General features: G+C 63.7%; 15 protein-coding genes. 9 read left to right on the top strand and 6 right to left on the bottom strand.

Annotated elements, in window-relative coordinates:
- Position 1: 1 nt before the first annotated feature.
- Complete coding sequence (locus E5221_RS21030) at positions 2-1,618, bottom strand: APC family permease (protein ID WP_013973778.1); 1,617 nt, start codon at positions 1,616-1,618, stop codon at positions 2-4.
- Between the two features lie 378 nt (positions 1,619-1,996).
- Between E5221_RS21030 and E5221_RS21025 the strand changes: the two genes are divergently transcribed.
- Positions 1,997-2,779 (top strand): AraC family transcriptional regulator, encoded by a 783-nt coding sequence (locus E5221_RS21025; RefSeq protein ID WP_247846401.1) that lies wholly within the window; start codon positions 1,997-1,999, stop codon positions 2,777-2,779.
- Here the strand turns inward: E5221_RS21025 and E5221_RS21020 are convergent.
- Complete coding sequence (locus tag E5221_RS21020) at positions 2,767-3,654, bottom strand: LysR family transcriptional regulator (protein ID WP_015271363.1); 888 nt, start codon at positions 3,652-3,654, stop codon at positions 2,767-2,769. The two genes, E5221_RS21025 and E5221_RS21020, sit on opposite strands and share 13 nt — an antisense overlap.
- Before the next feature lie 140 nt (positions 3,655-3,794).
- Between E5221_RS21020 and moaB the strand changes: the two genes are divergently transcribed.
- Entirely contained in the window at positions 3,795-4,334 is a 540-nt protein-coding gene (gene moaB / locus E5221_RS21015) for a molybdenum cofactor biosynthesis protein B (RefSeq protein WP_003259533.1), read from the top strand.
- A gap of 130 nt (positions 4,335-4,464) precedes the next feature.
- Here moaB and E5221_RS21010 read toward each other — a convergent pair whose 3' ends face one another.
- Together E5221_RS21010 and moaA are read right to left on the bottom strand one after the other, a co-directional pair.
- On the bottom strand, positions 4,465-5,364 hold the full coding sequence (locus E5221_RS21010) for a bestrophin family protein (protein WP_015271362.1): 900 nt from the start codon (positions 5,362-5,364) through the stop codon (positions 4,465-4,467).
- A gap of 20 nt (positions 5,365-5,384) precedes the next feature.
- Positions 5,385-6,389 (bottom strand): GTP 3',8-cyclase MoaA, encoded by a 1,005-nt coding sequence (gene moaA, locus E5221_RS21005; protein ID WP_039613983.1) that lies wholly within the window; start codon positions 6,387-6,389, stop codon positions 5,385-5,387.
- A gap of 348 nt (positions 6,390-6,737) precedes the next feature.
- Here moaA and E5221_RS21000 point away from each other — a divergent pair, with 348 nt between their 5' ends.
- The gene (locus E5221_RS21000) at positions 6,738-9,068 is read left to right on the top strand and encodes an FdhF/YdeP family oxidoreductase (protein WP_247846399.1); all 2,331 of its coding nucleotides are present in this window, start codon (positions 6,738-6,740) and stop codon (positions 9,066-9,068) included.
- 55 nt (positions 9,069-9,123) lie between these two features.
- Here E5221_RS21000 and E5221_RS20995 read toward each other — a convergent pair whose 3' ends face one another.
- Positions 9,124-9,585, bottom strand: coding sequence for an Lrp/AsnC family transcriptional regulator (locus E5221_RS20995; protein ID WP_038410090.1), 462 nt, complete (start codon positions 9,583-9,585; stop codon positions 9,124-9,126).
- Between the two features lie 92 nt (positions 9,586-9,677).
- Here E5221_RS20995 and E5221_RS20990 point away from each other — a divergent pair, with 92 nt between their 5' ends.
- Positions 9,678-10,859, top strand: coding sequence for an aminotransferase class I/II-fold pyridoxal phosphate-dependent enzyme (locus E5221_RS20990; protein WP_247846398.1), 1,182 nt, complete (start codon positions 9,678-9,680; stop codon positions 10,857-10,859).
- A 123-nt stretch (positions 10,860-10,982) separates the two neighbouring features.
- Here the strand turns inward: E5221_RS20990 and E5221_RS20985 are convergent, their stop codons facing one another.
- Positions 10,983-11,219: a YdcH family protein gene (locus tag E5221_RS20985; RefSeq protein WP_003259536.1), complete on the bottom strand. Its 237-nt coding sequence runs from the start codon at positions 11,217-11,219 to the stop codon at positions 10,983-10,985.
- A gap of 116 nt (positions 11,220-11,335) precedes the next feature.
- Between E5221_RS20985 and E5221_RS20980 the strand changes: the two genes are divergently transcribed.
- The 5 genes from E5221_RS20980 to E5221_RS20960 all read left to right on the top strand — a co-directional run bounded on the left by E5221_RS20980 (position 11,336) and on the right by E5221_RS20960 (position 15,961).
- Complete coding sequence (locus E5221_RS20980) at positions 11,336-11,701, top strand: 5-carboxymethyl-2-hydroxymuconate Delta-isomerase (RefSeq protein WP_039613987.1); 366 nt, start codon at positions 11,336-11,338, stop codon at positions 11,699-11,701.
- Positions 11,702-11,866: 165 nt separating this feature from the next.
- Positions 11,867-13,504, top strand: a complete 1,638-nt coding sequence (locus E5221_RS20975) for a phosphoethanolamine--lipid A transferase (RefSeq protein ID WP_137137663.1) — start codon at positions 11,867-11,869, stop codon at positions 13,502-13,504.
- Positions 13,505-13,602: 98 nt separating this feature from the next.
- Positions 13,603-14,736 carry a ribonuclease D gene (gene rnd / locus E5221_RS20970; RefSeq protein ID WP_247846396.1) on the top strand — a complete coding sequence of 378 codons (1,134 nt, stop codon included), beginning with the start codon at positions 13,603-13,605 and terminating at the stop codon, positions 14,734-14,736.
- Positions 14,733-15,026 carry a YcgL domain-containing protein gene (locus E5221_RS20965; RefSeq protein ID WP_015271354.1) on the top strand — a complete coding sequence of 98 codons (294 nt, stop codon included), beginning with the start codon at positions 14,733-14,735 and terminating at the stop codon, positions 15,024-15,026. Before rnd ends, E5221_RS20965 begins: the two co-directional genes overlap by 4 nt.
- A gap of 2 nt (positions 15,027-15,028) precedes the next feature.
- Entirely contained in the window at positions 15,029-15,961 is a 933-nt protein-coding gene (locus E5221_RS20960; protein WP_247846395.1) for a D-2-hydroxyacid dehydrogenase, read from the top strand.
- The last annotated feature ends 70 nt before the right edge of the window (positions 15,962-16,031 follow it).

The raw sequence follows: 16,031 nt of genomic DNA, 5'->3' as shown, positions 1-16,031 counted from the left end.
GTCAGGAGGCGACGGCGGCAGGACGCTGGCCTGGGTAGCTTTCGGAGGAGGCTTCGCTTTCATCCTCGCCCTCAAGGCGCACCAGGTGGGCAGGCACGCCGGTGGCCGCGCCCCAGTAGTAGATGCCCAGCGCACAAGCGGCCACGACCACGGTGTCGAACGGGTGGCCGAGTACTCCCAGGCCGCCGAAGCTGCCCAGCCACGACAGCAGGATGGTCACCGCGTAGAAGCCGATCAGCCACGCCGACGAGCGCACTTGCTGGGCCAGCGACAGGTGCTGGGTCGGCACGAAGCGGCCACACAGCAGGTACAGCACGAACATCACGATCTGCAGGGCCAGCAGCCACGACACGGTCTTCCAGCCCGACCAGTACACGATCAGCGCGGCGATGATGAATGACAGCGGGCCGAGCACGCCCATGCCCTTGACCCGGAACGGGCGCGGCATGTCGGGGGCGTTGCGGCGCAGGGCGGCGACGGTGACCGGGGCCACGGCGTAGCTCAGTACCAGGGCGGCGGAAACCACGTTGATCAGCGCTTCCCAGGACGGGAACGGCAGGGTCCAGAACACCGACAGGCCAAAGGTCAGCCACAGCGCCGGGCGCGGGATGCCGGACTCGGCGTCGATACGGGTGAAGTACTTGAAGAATGTGCCGGTCTGCGCCCAGCCATAGACCACGCGCGGGGTGGCGTTCATGTAGATGTTGCCGCAGCCGCTGGGCGAGATCACCGCGTCGGCCACCACCAGATAGGCCAGCCAGCCCACACCCAGGGCCAGGGCGATGTCGCGATAGGGCAGGGCCAGTTCCTTGGTCACCGCGGCCCAGCCGTTGCTCAGCATTTCGGTCGGCACGCTGCCGAGGAAGGCCAGTTGCAGCAGGGCGTAGATCGCGGTGGACAGCAGTACCGAGAGGATCAGCGCGATGGGGATGGTGCGTTGCGGGTTCTTCACCTCGCTGGCCACCGAAATGATCGGCGTCAGGCCCAGGTAGGCGAAGATGATGCCACCGGCCGATACCGCCATTTCAACGCCGGACAGACCGAACGGGGCAAAGCCCTGGACCTCGAAGTTTTCCGGTTTGAAGAAGGTGAACAGCACGCCGATCACCAGCAACGGCACGATGAACTTGAACACACTGACCAGGTTGTTGGCCTTGGCGAAGGTTTTCACGCTGCGGTAGTTGAGGAAGAAGAACAGCCCCAGCAGGGCGAACTGCACCAGCCAGCCGAGCACGGTCGGGTCGCTGGAGCCGGCCTTGGTCAGCCCGGGGAACCAGGCGGCGGCGTATTGGCGCGAAGCGACCACTTCGATGGCGATCAGGCTGGAAAAGGCGATCAGGGTGATAAAACCCATCAAGTAGCCCAGCAGCGGGCCGTGGGAGTACACCGGGTAGCGCACCACGCCCCCGGCACGCGGCAGGGCAGCGCCCAGTTCGCAATAGACGATGCCCAGCAACAGTACGGCGAAGCCGCCAAGGAACCAGGACAGGATGCCGGCCGGGCCGGCGATGGCCGAGACGTGGCTGGCGGCGAACAGCCAGCCGGAGCCGAAGATGGCGCCTAGGCCGATGAAGGTGAGGTCCAGCAATGACAACTGTTTTTTGAATTTGCCTGACATGGGTTCGCCTTTTTGTTGGTTATTGGATAGGCAGGTCTGATGTCACGAGATGCGGCTTTTTGGGCCGCGCTCTTGTAGGACTTGGGGCGGCTTGCGTGGGGCATAGAGTGGACCGATCGGGGCGGCGGTTCTTGATGTTTTTCTGCAGGGGGGATGACGAAATCGGCACAGTTGCGAAAAAGCAGTGGTATGAGGGAAGGGTGGTGGATAGGCTGTAAGCCTTAACGCATAAGGGTTGTAGACATTTACTTGCTGTGCCGGCCTCTTCGCGGGTAAACCCGCTCCTACAGGTATCTCCGCAGCTTCGAGGGCTGCGCAGTACCTGTAGGAGCGGGTTTACCCGCGAAGAGGCCGGCACAGCAAACCGAGAGAGAGCAGATGACCGACACTCCCCTGGCAACCCTGTACCAGTCCCTCGACCAGCACCGCCCCGCCAACCTCGAGGCCCTGCTCGCCGGTGTGTCCCTGCTGCTGCCGATCCTCGACGCCATCCCCAACGCCGCGATCTTCATCAAGGACCCGGCCGCCCGCTATGTGCTGGCCAACAACACCCTGGTCCAGCGCTGTGGCCTCAAGCGCCTGCAACCGCTGCTGGGCAAGACCAGCGCCGAAGTGTTCCCGGCACAGCTGGGCCCCGGCTACACCGAGCAGGACCGTCGCGTTCTCAAGGAGGGTTTGGTGCTGGAAGACCAGCTGGAGCTGCATCTTTACGGCAGCCGCGAGCCTGGCTGGTGCCTGACCCACAAGCGCCCGCTGTACAACCGTGCCGGCGATATCATTGGCCTGGTCGGCATCTCGGTCGACTTGCAGTCAGCCGCCGACAGCCATCCTGCCTACCAGCGCCTGGCGGCGGTGGACGAGCATATCCGGCGGCATTTCCACCAGCCGATCAGCATGGGCGAGCTGACCCGTATCGCTGGCATTTCCGTGGCCCAGCTGGAGCGCTACTGCAAGCGGGTGTTCCACCTCACGCCACGGCAGATGATCCACAAGGCACGCCTGGAGCACGCCCACCGTTTGCTGCATTCGGAACTGCCGATCACTGAAGTGGCGATGTGCTGCGGCTATACCGACCACAGCGCCTTCAGCCGCCAGTTCAAGCAACTGACCGGCTTCACCCCGCGCCAGTACCGCCAGGCAACCAGCACTCAGTTGGCCTGAAACAGCGCCCGCGCCTCATCGAAGCACTGCTCGGCAATTGCCGAACGCGGTTCGCTGCGGCGCAGCAGCAGGCCGACCGGGCTGTGGATGGCGGCGTCGGCCACCGGCAGGATGCGCAGGTGCTCGCTCAGGTCTTCCAGCCCGCAGTCCAGTGGCATGACCGCACAGCACATGCCGGTGTTGATGGCCTGGATCAGCTGGAAGCTCGAGTCGCTTTCCAGTACCGCATTCGGCTCCAGGCCACGGCTGCGAAAACTCAGGTCCAGCGACTGGCGGTAGTGCATGCCCTTGCTCAGCAGGCCCAGCGGAATGTCGCCCAGCTCGTCCCAGCGCAGGGTGTCGCTGGCGAACTGGAAGTGCCGGGTATCGTGCAGCAGGCCCATGGTGGTGGTGCCAAGTTCGATCACTTCAAAGAAGCTGGTGTTGACCTGGTCCAGGTAGCAGATGCCCAGGTCGAGCTGGTTGCGGCTGAGCCCGTCGATCACCTGTTCCGAGCTTAGCGAGCTGATCTGGAAGTGCAGTTCGGGGTATTTTTCACGCAGCGGCAGCAGCAGGTGCATGGGGTTGAAGCTGGCCAGCGGCACCGTGCCCAGGCGCAGGCTGCCGACCACCTGGCCGCGGCAACTGGCGGCTTCGGCCTGCAAGCCATCGTGCGCGGCGAGCAGGGTACGGGCCCAGGCCAGGATTCGCTCGCCCGCTTCGGTGAAACCTTCGAAGCGCTGGCCGCGCTTGACCAGTACCAGGTCCAGCTCGTCCTCCAGGTTGCGCAGGCGCATGGACAGCGTCGGCTGGGTGATATGGCACAGCGCCGCCGCCTGGCCGAAGTGGCGGGTCTGGTCGAGGGCGATGAGGAATTTGAGCTGCTTGATGTCCATGGAGGTGCCTGGTATCGGGTTATGCAGACCTTAACCCACGTCTGCGATAGATGTCATTGATGAGTCGGTACGCCATATCGATTGGACGCCCCCGGGCCATGCCTCTAGCGTGGCGGCAATGCCACTCGAGGAGCCCCACCGTGCGCGTCCAACCCGATGCGGTCTTCGTACCGCTCAACATCGCCGTGCTGACTGTCAGCGACACCCGTACCTACGACAACGACACCTCCGGTGAGCTGCTGGCCAGCCGCTCGGTGGAGATCGGCCACCGCCTGGTGGCGCGGGCGTTGCTCAAGGACGACCTTTACAAGATCCGCGCCCAGGTCGCCACCTGGATTGCCGACGAGCAGGTGCAGGTGGTGCTGATCACCGGCGGTACCGGTTTTACCGGGCGTGACAGCACGCCGGAAGCGGTCGAGTGCCTGCTGGACAAGCGCATCGATGGCTTTGGCGAACTGTTCCGGGCCCTGTCGATTCTCGATATCGGCACCTCGACCGTGCAGAGCCGGGCGCTGGCCGGGCTGTCCAACCGCACGTTGGTGTGCTGCCTGCCGGGCTCCACCGGGGCCTGCCGTACGGCGTGGGAGGGCATCCTGGCGGAGCAGCTGGATGCGCGGCACCGGCCGTGCAACTTCGTCAAGCACCTGAAACCGATCGAGGCCTGTGCAAGCCGGGGCTGAGTTTTCTCCTGTACCGGCCTCTTCGCGGGTAAACCCGCTCCCACAGGTATCGCGCAGGGTTCGAAACCTGTGGGGGCCCTGTAGGAGCGGGTTTACCCGCGAAAGGGCCGGCACAGGCCACTGCATTCAGTCAGCTCAATACATGGTCCACCGGCAACAACACCGGCGGTAGCTGTTGCTCCCCCAACCCCGCCAGCACATCGCGCTCCACGGTCCGCACCATGGCATCGGTCGGCAGGTCGTTCTCATCGCGCCCGAACGGGTCTTCCAGTTCGTTGCCAATCGCATCCAGCCCGAAGAACGTGTACCCCACGATGGTGGTGAACAGCGGCGCCAGCCAGCCCAGCGGCTCGGCCAGGGCAAACGGCAGCAACAGGCAGAAGATGTAGATGGTGCGGTGCAGCAGCAGCGTGTAGGGGAACGGCAACGGCGTGCCCTTGATCCGCTCGCAGGTAGCCTGCACTTCGGTCAGCCCCACCAGACGCTGCTCCAGCAGGCTGTAGCGCCAGTCACTGATCTGCTGCTGTGTTGCCAGCCGCGAGCAGTGCCCGCCGATTTCGCGCAGGATGGCGTCGCACACGTTGTGCGGGCTGATTGCATCGGGCCGGGCCAGCCAGGGCCGGGCGGCGGCCAGTTCGTCCTCGCTGCGCAGCCGAGCATTCAGCGCATGGGCAAAGCCGCACAGGCTGCGCAACAGTTCGGCACGCAGGGTTTCGTCGGTAATCACCAGGCTTTCGCGCACGAACGAACGGGTTTCGATGATCAGCTTGCCCCAGGCCTTGCGCCCCTCCCACCAGCGGTCATAGCAGGCGTTGTTGCGAAAACTCATGAAAATCGACAGTGACAGGCCCAGCAAGGTGAACGGGGTGGCGCTGACCGGGTAGAAAAACGCCGGGAAATGCCGCTCGACCAACACGATCAGCGCGGCCAGCAGGGTGATCGTCAGGCAACGCAGGGCGATGCGCTTGACGATCGAACCCTTGAGGGTGAACAGCACACGCAGCACATCGGGGGTGGGGTGGACGATCATGGAAATCCAGAGACGGCTGCCTAGCCGCCGGTCATGTTCATGAAACGCAGGATCTGCACGTCGCCACCGACTTCGAAATGATGGCGGTAGGGCTTGAGGTGCAAGGAGTCACGAATGGCCTTTTCCAGGCGTTCGGGGTTGCCGGGGTGGGCGCGCAGCACCTGCTTCAGGTCCACCGAGTGTTCATTGCCCAGGCACAGCAGCAGGCGGCCCTCGACGGTGAGGCGCACGCGGTTGCAGGTGGCGCAGAAGTTGTGGCTGTGTGGCGAAATGAAGCCGACCCGAGTGTTGGCGGCTTCGGCCAGGCGCCAGTAGCGGGCGGGGCCCTGGGACGACTCGGTCGATTCGACCAATGTGAACTGCTCGGCCAGCAGCGCACGTACTTCGTCACTGGAGCAGAACGACTCGCCGCGTTCATGTTCGCTGATCACGCCCAAGGGCATTTCTTCGATGAAGGTGATGTCCAGTTCGCGGTCGATGGCAAAGCGCACCAGGTCGACCAGTTCGTGGTCGTTGCGGCCTTTGAGGACTACACAGTTGAGCTTGGTGCGCTTGAAACCGGCCTGGCGGGCGGCGTCGATGCCGGCGATCACCTGGTGCAAGTCGCCGGTGCGGGTCAGTTGCTTGAAGCGCTCGGCGTCCAGGCTGTCGAGGCTGATGTTCAGGCGCGTGACACCGGCGTCGAACAGCGGTTGGGCCAGGCGCCCGAGTTGCGAGCCGTTGCTGGTCAGGCACAACTCGCGCAGGCCGGGCAGGGCGGCGATGCGCCCGCACAGGTCGACGATGCCCTGGCGCACCAGCGGCTCGCCGCCGGTCAGGCGGATCTTGCGGGTACCAAGGGCGACGAAGCGCTCGGCCACCTGGAGCAGTTCCTCGAGGCTGAGGATTTGCTGGCGCGGCAGGAACTGCATATCTTCGGCCATGCAGTACACGCAACGGAAGTCGCAGCGGTCGGTGACCGACATCCGCAGGTAGTCGATTTTCCGGTTGAAGCCGTCGATCAGGGCCCGGCTGTTCTGTTCCACGTTCGCGCTCGAATGGATTGGGACTCGATCCAAGCTATAACTTGGGCGCAGGGCCGTCAAATTGCTTTGTCCGACCGATTGATCGATGGCCTCTATCATGGCTGCAGGCCACGTATTTCAAAGTGTTGACCGCGTCGCCCAATTCGCGGGTAAACCCGCTCCCACAGGTAAAGCGCAGGGCTCGAAACCTGTGGGGGGCCTGTGGGAGCGGGTTCACCCGCGAAGGCCGTGGCGCGGTTCCAGCCCATGATCGAAACCGCCTATCACCCCGTAAGATCTTTCGATTGGACGGCTCTACCCCACGCTCCATAGGCTGAAAAAAAGCATCGAAGCGTGAGGATTCATCGCATGAGCCAGGACCAACATATCAGGGACTACAAAGGCGCCGCCGCCGGCTGGGGGGCGCTCAAGAGCGTGACCAAGAGCTGGCTGGGCAGCGACAATGCCTTCAAGAACCTGCGGGCCATGCTCAAGACCAACCAGAACGGCGGCTTCGACTGCCCCGGCTGCGCCTGGGGCGAGTCGCCGGAAAACGACATGGTCAAGTTCTGCGAGAACGGCGCCAAGGCAGTCAACTGGGAAGCCACCGGCCGCTCGGTGGACCCGGCATTCTTCGCCAGGTACAGCGTCAGTGCGCTGGCCGAGCAGACCGACTACTGGCTGGAGTACCAGGGCCGCCTGACCCACCCGATGCGCTACGACGCGGCCACCGACCACTATGTCGAAACCAGCTGGGAAGAAGCCTTTGCGCTGGTTGCGCAACACTTGCGCGCACTCGAATCGCCCGACCAGGCCGAGTTCTACACCTCGGGCCGGGCCAGCAACGAGGCGGCGTTCCTCTACCAACTGTTCGTCCGCGCCTACGGCACCAACAACTTCCCCGACTGCTCGAACATGTGCCATGAAGCCAGCGGCGTGGGCATGTCGGAGACCCTCGGCGTTGGCAAGGGCACCGTGGTGTTCCACGATCTGGAACTGGCCGATGCCATCTTCGTCATCGGCCAGAACCCCGGCACCAACCACCCGCGCATGCTCGAACCGCTGCGTGAAGCGGTGAAGCGTGGTGCCCAGGTGGTTTGCTTCAACCCGCTCAAGGAGCGCGGCCTGGAGCGCTTCCAGCACCCCCAGCACCCGTTCGAGATGCTCAGCAATGGCTCCGAACCAACCAACACGGCCTACTTCCGCCCGGCTCTGGGCGGCGACATGGCAGTGATGCGCGGCATTGCCAAGTACTTGCTGCAGTGGGAACGCGAAGCCCAGGCCAATGGCGAACCGGCGGTGTTCGACCATGCCTTCATCGCCGAGCACACCAGTGGCATCGACGCATACCTGGAAACCGTGGATGCCACGCCCTGGGAGCACATCGTCGAGCAGTCGGGCCTGACCCAGGCCGAGATCGAACTGGCCGCGCGCATGTACCGCAAGGCCGAACGGGTGATCATGTGCTGGGCCATGGGCGTCACCCAGCACCGCCACTCGGTGCCGACCGTTCAGGAAATCGTCAACCTGCAGCTGCTGCGCGGCAACGTCGGCAAGCCCGGTGCCGGCCTGTCACCGGTGCGCGGCCACAGCAACGTGCAGGGCGACCGCACCATGGGCATCGACGAGAAGCCCGGGTCGGCGCTGCTCGATGCCATCGAAAAACGCTTCCGGTTCCGCGTGCCGCGTGCCCACGGGCACAACGCCGTGCTGGCGATCAAGGCCATGGAAGAGGGGCGGGCCAAGGTGTTCATCGGCCTGGGCGGCAACTTTGCCCAGGCCACGCCGGATACGCCGCGCACTCATGCGGCCATGCGCAATTGCGCGCTGACCGTGCAGATTTCCACCAAGCTCAACCGCTCGCACCTGGTCACTGGCCGCGATGCGTTGATCCTGCCGTGCCTGGGCCGTACCGAAATCGACATGCAGGCCAGCGGGCCGCAAGGCGTGACCGTGGAGGACACCTTCAGCATGGTGCACATCTCCCACGGCCAGCTGCGCCCGCGCTCGCCGCACCTGCGCTCGGAGCCGTGGATCATCGCCGGCATGGCCCAGGCGACCCTGGGCAAGCAGCCGATCGACTGGGAGTACGCTGTTGCCGACTACGGCCGCATCCGCAGCATGATTGCCGATGTGATCCCCGGCTTTACCGATTTCAACGAGCGCCTGCAGCACCCGGGCGGCTTCCACCTGGGCAACAATGCCGCCGACCGTACCTGGCGCACGGCCACAGGCAAGGCGCGCTTCAGCCCGCACCGGCTGCCGGAGCAACTGGTGAATGCCAAGGTGCTGGCGCGCGGTGACAAGCCCGACCTGATCCTGCAGACCCTGCGTTCGCATGACCAGTACAACACCACTCTGTATGGCCTGGATGACCGTTATCGTGGGGTGTTCGGTCTGCGTGAAGTGGTGTTCGTCAACGAGGTGGACATCCGCCGGATGGGCTTCGAGCCGGGCGAGCATGTGGACCTGGTGTCGCTGTGGGAAGATGGCGTGGAGCGGCGGGTGTCGGGCTTCCGCCTGGTGGCGTATGACGTGCCCGAGGGGCAGGCGGCGGCGTACTACCCTGAGACCAACCCGCTGGTGCCGCTGGAAAGCTATGGCGAGGGGACCTATACCCCGACCTCGAAGTTCGTGGCGATCAAGGTCGAGAAAGCCAAGGCGGGGAACCGGATTGCGGCGGTGCTTGCCGCGGATTGATCGGTTGCCTGTGCTGGCCTCTTCGCGGGCAAGCCCGCGAAGAATCCAGCACCGATCAGGAACGATGCACCGGGTAGGCCGTGGTGTACTTCATCTGCTCCATGGCAAAACTGGAAGTGATGTTCGACAGCCCATCAGTACTGGTGATCAGCTTTTTATAAAACCGGTCATACGCCGCAATATCCCCCACCACCACCCGCAGCATGTAATCCCAGTCCCCCGACATGCGGTAGAACTCCATCACTTCCTCGAACCCGGTCACGGTCGCGGCAAACTGCTCCAGCCAGGCGCTGTCGTGGCGCTGGGTCTTGAGCTGGACGAACACCGTCAGCCCCAGCCCCAGCCGTTCCGGGTCGAGCAGGGCGACACGGCCGACAATGTAGCCGTCTTCTTCCAGGCGCCTGACCCGCTTCCAGCACGGCGTGGTGGAGAGGTTGACGGCCTCGGCCAGGTCCTTGAGCGAGATCGAGGCGTCGCGCTGAAGCAGGGTGAGAATGTGCTGGTCGAAGCTGTCCATATCGCGCGTGGGCCGTGGAGAAAAATATTTCACAGATTACCCCAAGGCTAGAAGATTTGGGTTGTGCGATAGTTGCAGCTTTCACTCTGCCAATGGGCCTGACCATGTCCGACAAGCCGCGCAATTTCGCCACCCGTACCATTCACGCCGGTGAGCAGTTCAGCGTCGCCGATAACGCTATTTTCCCGGCGATCGTCACCGCCAGCTCGTTCACCAAGAGCAGCCTGGACGACAAACCGGAATACTCCTACAGCCGCGTCGGCAACCCCACCCGGCATGCCTATGAAACCTGTGTCGCCGCCCTGGAAGAGGGCGTTGGCGCGGTCGCCTGCGCCTCGGGCGTGAACGCCACCGCCACCGTGCTGGAGCTGCTGCCCAAGGATGCCCACGTGGTGGTGATGAACGGCGTGTACGGCGGTACCTTCCGCATCATGGAAGACTACCGCAGCCGCACCTCGGGCCTGACCACCACCTACGTCGACCTCAACGACCTCGAGGCGGTGGCCGCCGCCATCAAGCCGGAAACCCAGCTGATCTGGATCGAATCGCCGACCAACCCGTTGCTGCACCTGGTCGACATCAAGGCGGTGTGCGACCTGGCCAAGGCACGGGGCATCCTCACTTGCATCGACAACACCTTCTGCTCGCCGTGGAACCAGCGCCCGATCTCCCTGGGCGTGGACCTGGTGATGCACTCGGCCAGCAAGTACATCGGCGGCCACTCCGACCTCACCGGTGGCGTGGTCGTAGCTGCCAATGATGCGCTGTTGGCGCGCCTGCGCCGCATCAGCATGGCGATTGGCGCAGTGCAGGGGCCGTTCGACTGCTACCTGGCCCTGCGCGGTCTGAAGACCCTGGATGTGCGCATGGAGCGCCAGTGTGCCAATGCCCTGCAGGTGGCGCGCTTCCTCGAAAGCCACGCGCAGATCGAGCAGGTGTATTACCCGGGGCTGGAGAGCCACCCGCAGCATGAGCTGTGCAAACGGCAGATGCGCAGTGGCGGGGCGGTGGTGGCGATGAAGGTCAAGGGCGACCGCGCCGCGCTCAACCGCCTGGTGGAGGCGCTGCAGATCTTCGTGCTGGCCGACTCGCTGGGCGGGGTGGAAAGCATGATCAACCACTCCTGGAGCATGTCGCACTGCTCGCTGAGCCCGGAGCAGAAGGGCGTGATGGGGATCAGCGAGAACCTGCTGCGGTTGTCGGTGGGGATCGAGGATTATCGCGACCTGGTCGACGACCTGGATGGGGCGTTGAAGGCTGCGGCTGCCATGTGAGGGCTGCTGGCCTCTTCGCGGGTAAACCCGCTCCCACAGGAACTCCGCTGCCTTCAGGTCTGGCGCTGTACCTGTGGGAGCGGGTTCACCCGCGAAGAGGCCGGTGGATTCAATGAATTCCTGTCAGGATTTGGGCGGATGAATGATCCGTTCGATCTTGTCCTTGATCAGCAAGCGCTCCTTGCGCAGGCGGTTGACGGTTTCGTCGTTGGTGCCGTTGCCTTCGGCAGCGACCACCTCTTTGTCTTTTGCGTTGTATTCCTTGTGCAGTGAGTGCAGCGTCTGGTCCTTGTCCATGAGCGCCTGGAATGCATCAGCGGTAACGTGCAGGTCAGCGAGCAGATCATGCGGAACTGGCATTTCTTCACCTCTGTCGGGGTTGGCGGATGGTTCTGACCTTTGAGGATAGTCGTCTTTGCGCAGGTAGGGGACTGGGGTAGGCTGTCGCATCTCCCCCGTGACCCGGAACCTGCGCCATGCCTCACCTGAACCTGGAATACAGCGACAACCTGCGTGAGCTGAATGTCGACGTCCTGCTGCTGCGCCTGAACCATGCCCTGGTCGGCAGTGGCCAGTTCGCCGACGAGGCCGATATCAAAAGCCGCGCCGAAGCCTTCAAGCACTATCGAGTGGGCACTGCGCCGGGCGAGCGTGCCTTTGCCCATGTGCGCCTGGCCATCCTCAGCGGGCGCTCGCCCGAGGTGAAGAAGCAACTGTCCGCCAGCCTGCTGGATGTGCTGCGTGAGGCCATCCCCAAGCAACCTGGGCTGGACATCCAGCTGTGCGTGGAAGTGCTGGACATCGACCGCGAGCCGTACGCCAAGGAACGCCTGGCAGGCTGAACAAGCGCTGAATGAACTTCTTTTAATGTAAAAAAGGCGCCTGCTCACGAATTTGTTGGCGTCTTTTTCACAAAATATTGATGGCACGCTTTCTAGAGTTCAGCCAAGTTTCCCCGGTGCCGCGCAGGCCCTCGGGCTGATAATCACTCTTGATTGCGAACACTGATGCTCAACTTCAAATCCCTGCGGACTGAATGGGTCACGCTGCTGGCCAGCCTTTACCTGCTGATAGGCTTCAATGTCTTCCTCTGGCAGCATCTCGAACAGGTCGTGCCGCCCGGTTTGCCGGGGCTTTGGCTGAGCCTGGCGTTTGCCGTGCTGATGCTGTTCGCGTTCAACCTGATCCTCACGTTGTTCGCCTTCCGTTATGTATTGAAGCCAATACTTATCGTGTTGTTCATGAGTGGCGCGGGTGTGGCTTACTTCATGAACCAGTACGGCGTACTTATTGACGCGGGCATGTTCCGCAATATTGCGGAAACCAACGTGGCGGAAGTGCGTGACCTGCTTTCGTTGAAGTTTGCCTTGTATATCCTGGGCCTCGGTGTAGTGCCTTCGCTGCTGTTGTGGAAGGCGCCGATCGCCTATCGCGCCTGGCACCGTGAACTGCTCGGCAAGCTGGTGGTTGGCGGTGCCTGCGTGGTGGCCCTGGGCTCGGTGGCACTGGTCAACTACCAGGGCCTTTCGTCGCTGTTTCGCAACCACCACGAACTGCGCCTGATGCTCACCCCCAGCAATATCGTGGGTGCCTCCATCGGCTATGTCAGCGAGCGCGTTGGTACCGCATCACGGCCCTTCCAGCATTACGGCGAAGATGCCAAGCGTGACGCTGCCTGGCAAAAGCATGAACGCAAGTCGCTGACTGTGCTGGTTGTGGGTGAAAGTGCGCGGGCAGATCACTTCGGCGTGCTCGGCTACAACCGCGATACCACACCGAACCTTGCCAGGGAGCAGGGCCTGCTGGCGTTCTCCGATGTTCACTCCTGCGGCACGGAAACCGCCGTTTCGGTGCCGTGCATGTTCTCTGGCATGAAGCGTAAGGACTACGATGCCCGCGTGGCGAAGAACCGCGAAGGGTTGCTGGACATCCTCCAGCGGACCGGCCTGGCGGTGCAGTGGCGTGACAATCAATCGGGCTGCAAGGGTACCTGCGATCGCGTGCAGTTTATCGACGTCAGCAAACTCAAGGACCCGCAGTTGTGCGCTGATGGTGAATGCCATGACCAGATCCTGCTGCAGGGCCTGGGTGAGCTGATCGACAACCTCGACAAGGACACCGTGCTGGTGCTGCACCAGATGGGCAGCCACGGGCCTGAATACTTCAAGCGCTACCCCGGCGCCGACCAGCGCTTTGCCCCGGTGTGCCAGAGCAACGCGCTGGACCAGTGCAGCGAACAGGAAATCGTCAACGGTTACGACAACACCCTGGCCTATACCGACAAGGTGCTGGCCTCGCTGATCGATACCCTGCGCAGCAAGCAGGACAAGGTCGACACGGCGATGATCTACCTGTCCGACCATGGCGAGTCGCTGGGTGAGTACAACCTGTTCCTGCACGGCACGCCTTACGCCATCGCCCCCGAGCAGCAGAAGCACGTGCCGTTGCTGACCTGGTTCTCCGACAGCTACAAGGAGGACTTCGGCGTCGACACCGATTGCCTGGCCAAGCTCAGCGATGCGCCGCTGTCGCAGGACAACCTGTTCCACTCGATGCTCGGCCTGTTGCAGGTGCGTACCGAGGTCTACCAGCAATCGCTGGACATGTTCGCCAGCTGCCGGCCGTGGCTGGCGGCCAAGCGCTGAGTCTGACTGCACCGTTTATCCATTCCAGGGATGGCGCAGGTTTCACCAGCAGTGCCCGCGCCGTATATACTGCGCGCCAATGTTAGTGGGAGAGCCTCGTGGCCATCGAAATACACTGGATCCGTGACGACCAGAGCCTGGCCGAACACTGCCGCGACTGGCATCAGCTGCCCTTTGTCGCCGTCGACACCGAATTTATGCGGGTCGACACCTTCTACCCGAAAGCCGGGCTTATCCAGATCGGCGACGGAAAGCGTGCCTTCCTGATCGACCCGTTGCTGATCGGCGACTGGCAACCCCTGGCCGAACTGCTGGATGACAGCGGCGTGGTCAAGGTGCTGCACGCCTGCAGCGAAGACCTCGAAGTGCTGCTGCGCCTGACCGGCAAGCTGCCACAGCCGCTGTTCGACACCCAACTGGCCGCCGGCTACCTGAACCTGGGCTTCTCCATGGGCTATTCGCGCCTGGTGCAGGAAGTGCTGGGGATCGACCTGCCCAAGGGCGAAACCCGCTCCGACTGGCTGCAGCGCCCGCTCTCGGAAACCCAGGTCAGCTATGCCGCCGAGGATGCCGTGCACTTGGCCGAGCTGTTCACCGTGTTGCGCCCGCGCCTGAGTGACGACAAGTACGCCTGGGTGCTGGAGGACGGCGCCGAGCTGGTGGCCGCATTGCGCCGCGAGGTCGAGCCCGAAAGCCTGTACCGCGACGTCAAGCTGGCCTGGAAGCTGGCCCCCCAGCAACTGGCAGTGCTGCGTGAGCTGTGTGCCTGGCGCGAGCGTGAAGCGCGCAACCGCGACGTACCGCGCAATCGCATCCTCAAGGAGCACTCGCTGTGGCCCATGGCCAAGAGCCAGCCGAGCAACCTGTCGGCGCTGGCCAAGATCGACGAGATGCATCCGCGCACCATTCGTCAGGACGGTGAGTTCCTCATCCAGCTGATCAAGCGTGCCGCCAGCCTGCCAGCCGAGCAATGGCCACAGGCCTTGCCCGAGCCTTTGCCGATCGAGGCCGCAGGTATCCTCAAGCAGCTGCGTGCCATCGGCCAGGCCGAAGGTGAGCGCCTGGGCATTGCCCCCGAGCTAATGCTGCGCAAGAAAGCCCTGGAAGCGCTGCTCAAGAGCGGCTACCCCAATGGCCCCTATCAATTGCCCGATTCGCTGCGCGGCTGGCGCCGTGAGCGCATGGGCCAGGCCCTGCTGGACAGCCTGGCAGGCGCCGGAGAGACCCGATGAAACGCATTTGCTCTATCTACAAGAGCCCCCGCAAGAACGAAATGTACCTGTACGTGCTCAAGGCCGACGGCCTGGAGCGCGTGCCCGAAGGCCTGCTGCCGTTCTTCGGCACCCCCGTGCACGCCTTCGACCTGGTGCTGACCCCCGAGCGCAAGCTGGCCCGCGAGGATATCGCCAAGGTGCTGGAAAACCTCGACAACCAGGGTTACCACCTGCAGATGCCGCCGCCGGAGGACGACTACATCGAGCACCTGCCCGAAGAGTTGCTGCGCCGTAACGACCCTGCCTGATCATGCGAGTACTGATTGCTGAGCATGATCATGCTCGATACGCCGAGATCTTGCGCGCAGCCGCGCCTGAGCTGGAAGTCCTGACCAGCGGCGACTCCGCCGAACTGGCACGCCAGGCGCCACAGTGCCCGGTGTGGCTGGGCCAGCCGGACCTGCTGGCGAGCCTGCTGCGCCAGGGCCACAAGCCGGGCTGGATGCAGTCCACCTGGGCCGGTATCACCCCGCTGCTGGCCGAGGGCCTGCCGCGCGACTATCGCCTGACCCGCGCCGTGGGCATCTTTGGCCAGGTGATGGCCGAGTACATGCTCACCTACATGCTCGGCCATGAGCGCGAGGTGCTGTCGCGGCTGGTCAGCCAGGTCGAGCGTCGTTGGGACGACCGCCAGGGGCGGACCCTGGAAGGGCGCAAGGTGCTGATCGTCGGCACTGGCGACATTGGCCAGCGGGTGGCCGAGTTCCTGCAGGCGTTTGGCGTGGTGCTGTATGGCGTTGCCAGCAGCGCCCGCGAGCAGGCGCCGTTCGTCGAGGTAGTGGCGTTGGCCGACCTGCCGCGCATGGTTGGCCAGGTCGACTACGTGCTCAACCTGCTGCCGGATACCCCGGCCACCCACGACCTGTATGACGCGGCACTGTTCAAGTGCTTCCAGCCCACGGCGCTGTTCATCAATGCCGGGCGTGGGGCGGCGGTGGTCGACGCTGACCTGGTCGAGGCGCTGAAGGAAGGGCACCTGGCGGGGGCGGTGATCGATGTCTGCCGGCAGGAGCCGTTGCCCAGGCAACACCCGTTCTGGACGGCGTGGGGCTTGCTGCTGACCGGGCACAGCTCGGCACCCACCTCGCCGACGGCGATGGTGCGGTTGTTTGTCGAGAATGTGCGGGCGTTCACGGCAGGGCAGGGGTTGCGAGGAGAAGTGGACTTCGCCCGGGGCTATTGATTTTGTAGTGCCTGTACCGGCCTCTTCGCAGCACAAGGCTGCTCCTACAGGTTTTTTTCACTGTGCTGTA

Source organism: Pseudomonas sp. A2 (assembly GCF_023100865.1).
Classification (GTDB): Bacteria; Pseudomonadota; Gammaproteobacteria; order Pseudomonadales; family Pseudomonadaceae; genus Aquipseudomonas; species Aquipseudomonas asiatica.
Note: the sequence above shows the minus strand (reverse complement) of the source record. Positions and strands in the feature narration are given on the sequence as shown.

Coding starts and splice junctions, on each gene's coding strand:
- E5221_RS21030 (WP_013973778.1), bottom strand. CDS start 1,618: ATGTCAGGCAAATTCAAAAAACAGTTGTCATTGCTGGACCTCACCTTC.
- E5221_RS21025 (WP_247846401.1), top strand. CDS start 1,997: ATGACCGACACTCCCCTGGCAACCCTGTACCAGTCCCTCGACCAGCAC.
- E5221_RS21020 (WP_015271363.1), bottom strand. CDS start 3,654: ATGGACATCAAGCAGCTCAAATTCCTCATCGCCCTCGACCAGACCCGC.
- E5221_RS21010 (WP_015271362.1), bottom strand. CDS start 5,364: ATGATCGTCCACCCCACCCCCGATGTGCTGCGTGTGCTGTTCACCCTC.
- E5221_RS21000 (WP_247846399.1), top strand. CDS start 6,738: ATGAGCCAGGACCAACATATCAGGGACTACAAAGGCGCCGCCGCCGGC.
- E5221_RS20995 (WP_038410090.1), bottom strand. CDS start 9,585: ATGGACAGCTTCGACCAGCACATTCTCACCCTGCTTCAGCGCGACGCC.
- E5221_RS20990 (WP_247846398.1), top strand. CDS start 9,678: ATGGGCCTGACCATGTCCGACAAGCCGCGCAATTTCGCCACCCGTACC.
- E5221_RS20985 (WP_003259536.1), bottom strand. CDS start 11,219: ATGCCAGTTCCGCATGATCTGCTCGCTGACCTGCACGTTACCGCTGAT.
- E5221_RS20980 (WP_039613987.1), top strand. CDS start 11,336: ATGCCTCACCTGAACCTGGAATACAGCGACAACCTGCGTGAGCTGAAT.
- E5221_RS20975 (WP_137137663.1), top strand. CDS start 11,867: ATGCTCAACTTCAAATCCCTGCGGACTGAATGGGTCACGCTGCTGGCC.
- E5221_RS20965 (WP_015271354.1), top strand. CDS start 14,733: ATGAAACGCATTTGCTCTATCTACAAGAGCCCCCGCAAGAACGAAATG.
- E5221_RS20960 (WP_247846395.1), top strand. CDS start 15,029: ATGCGAGTACTGATTGCTGAGCATGATCATGCTCGATACGCCGAGATC.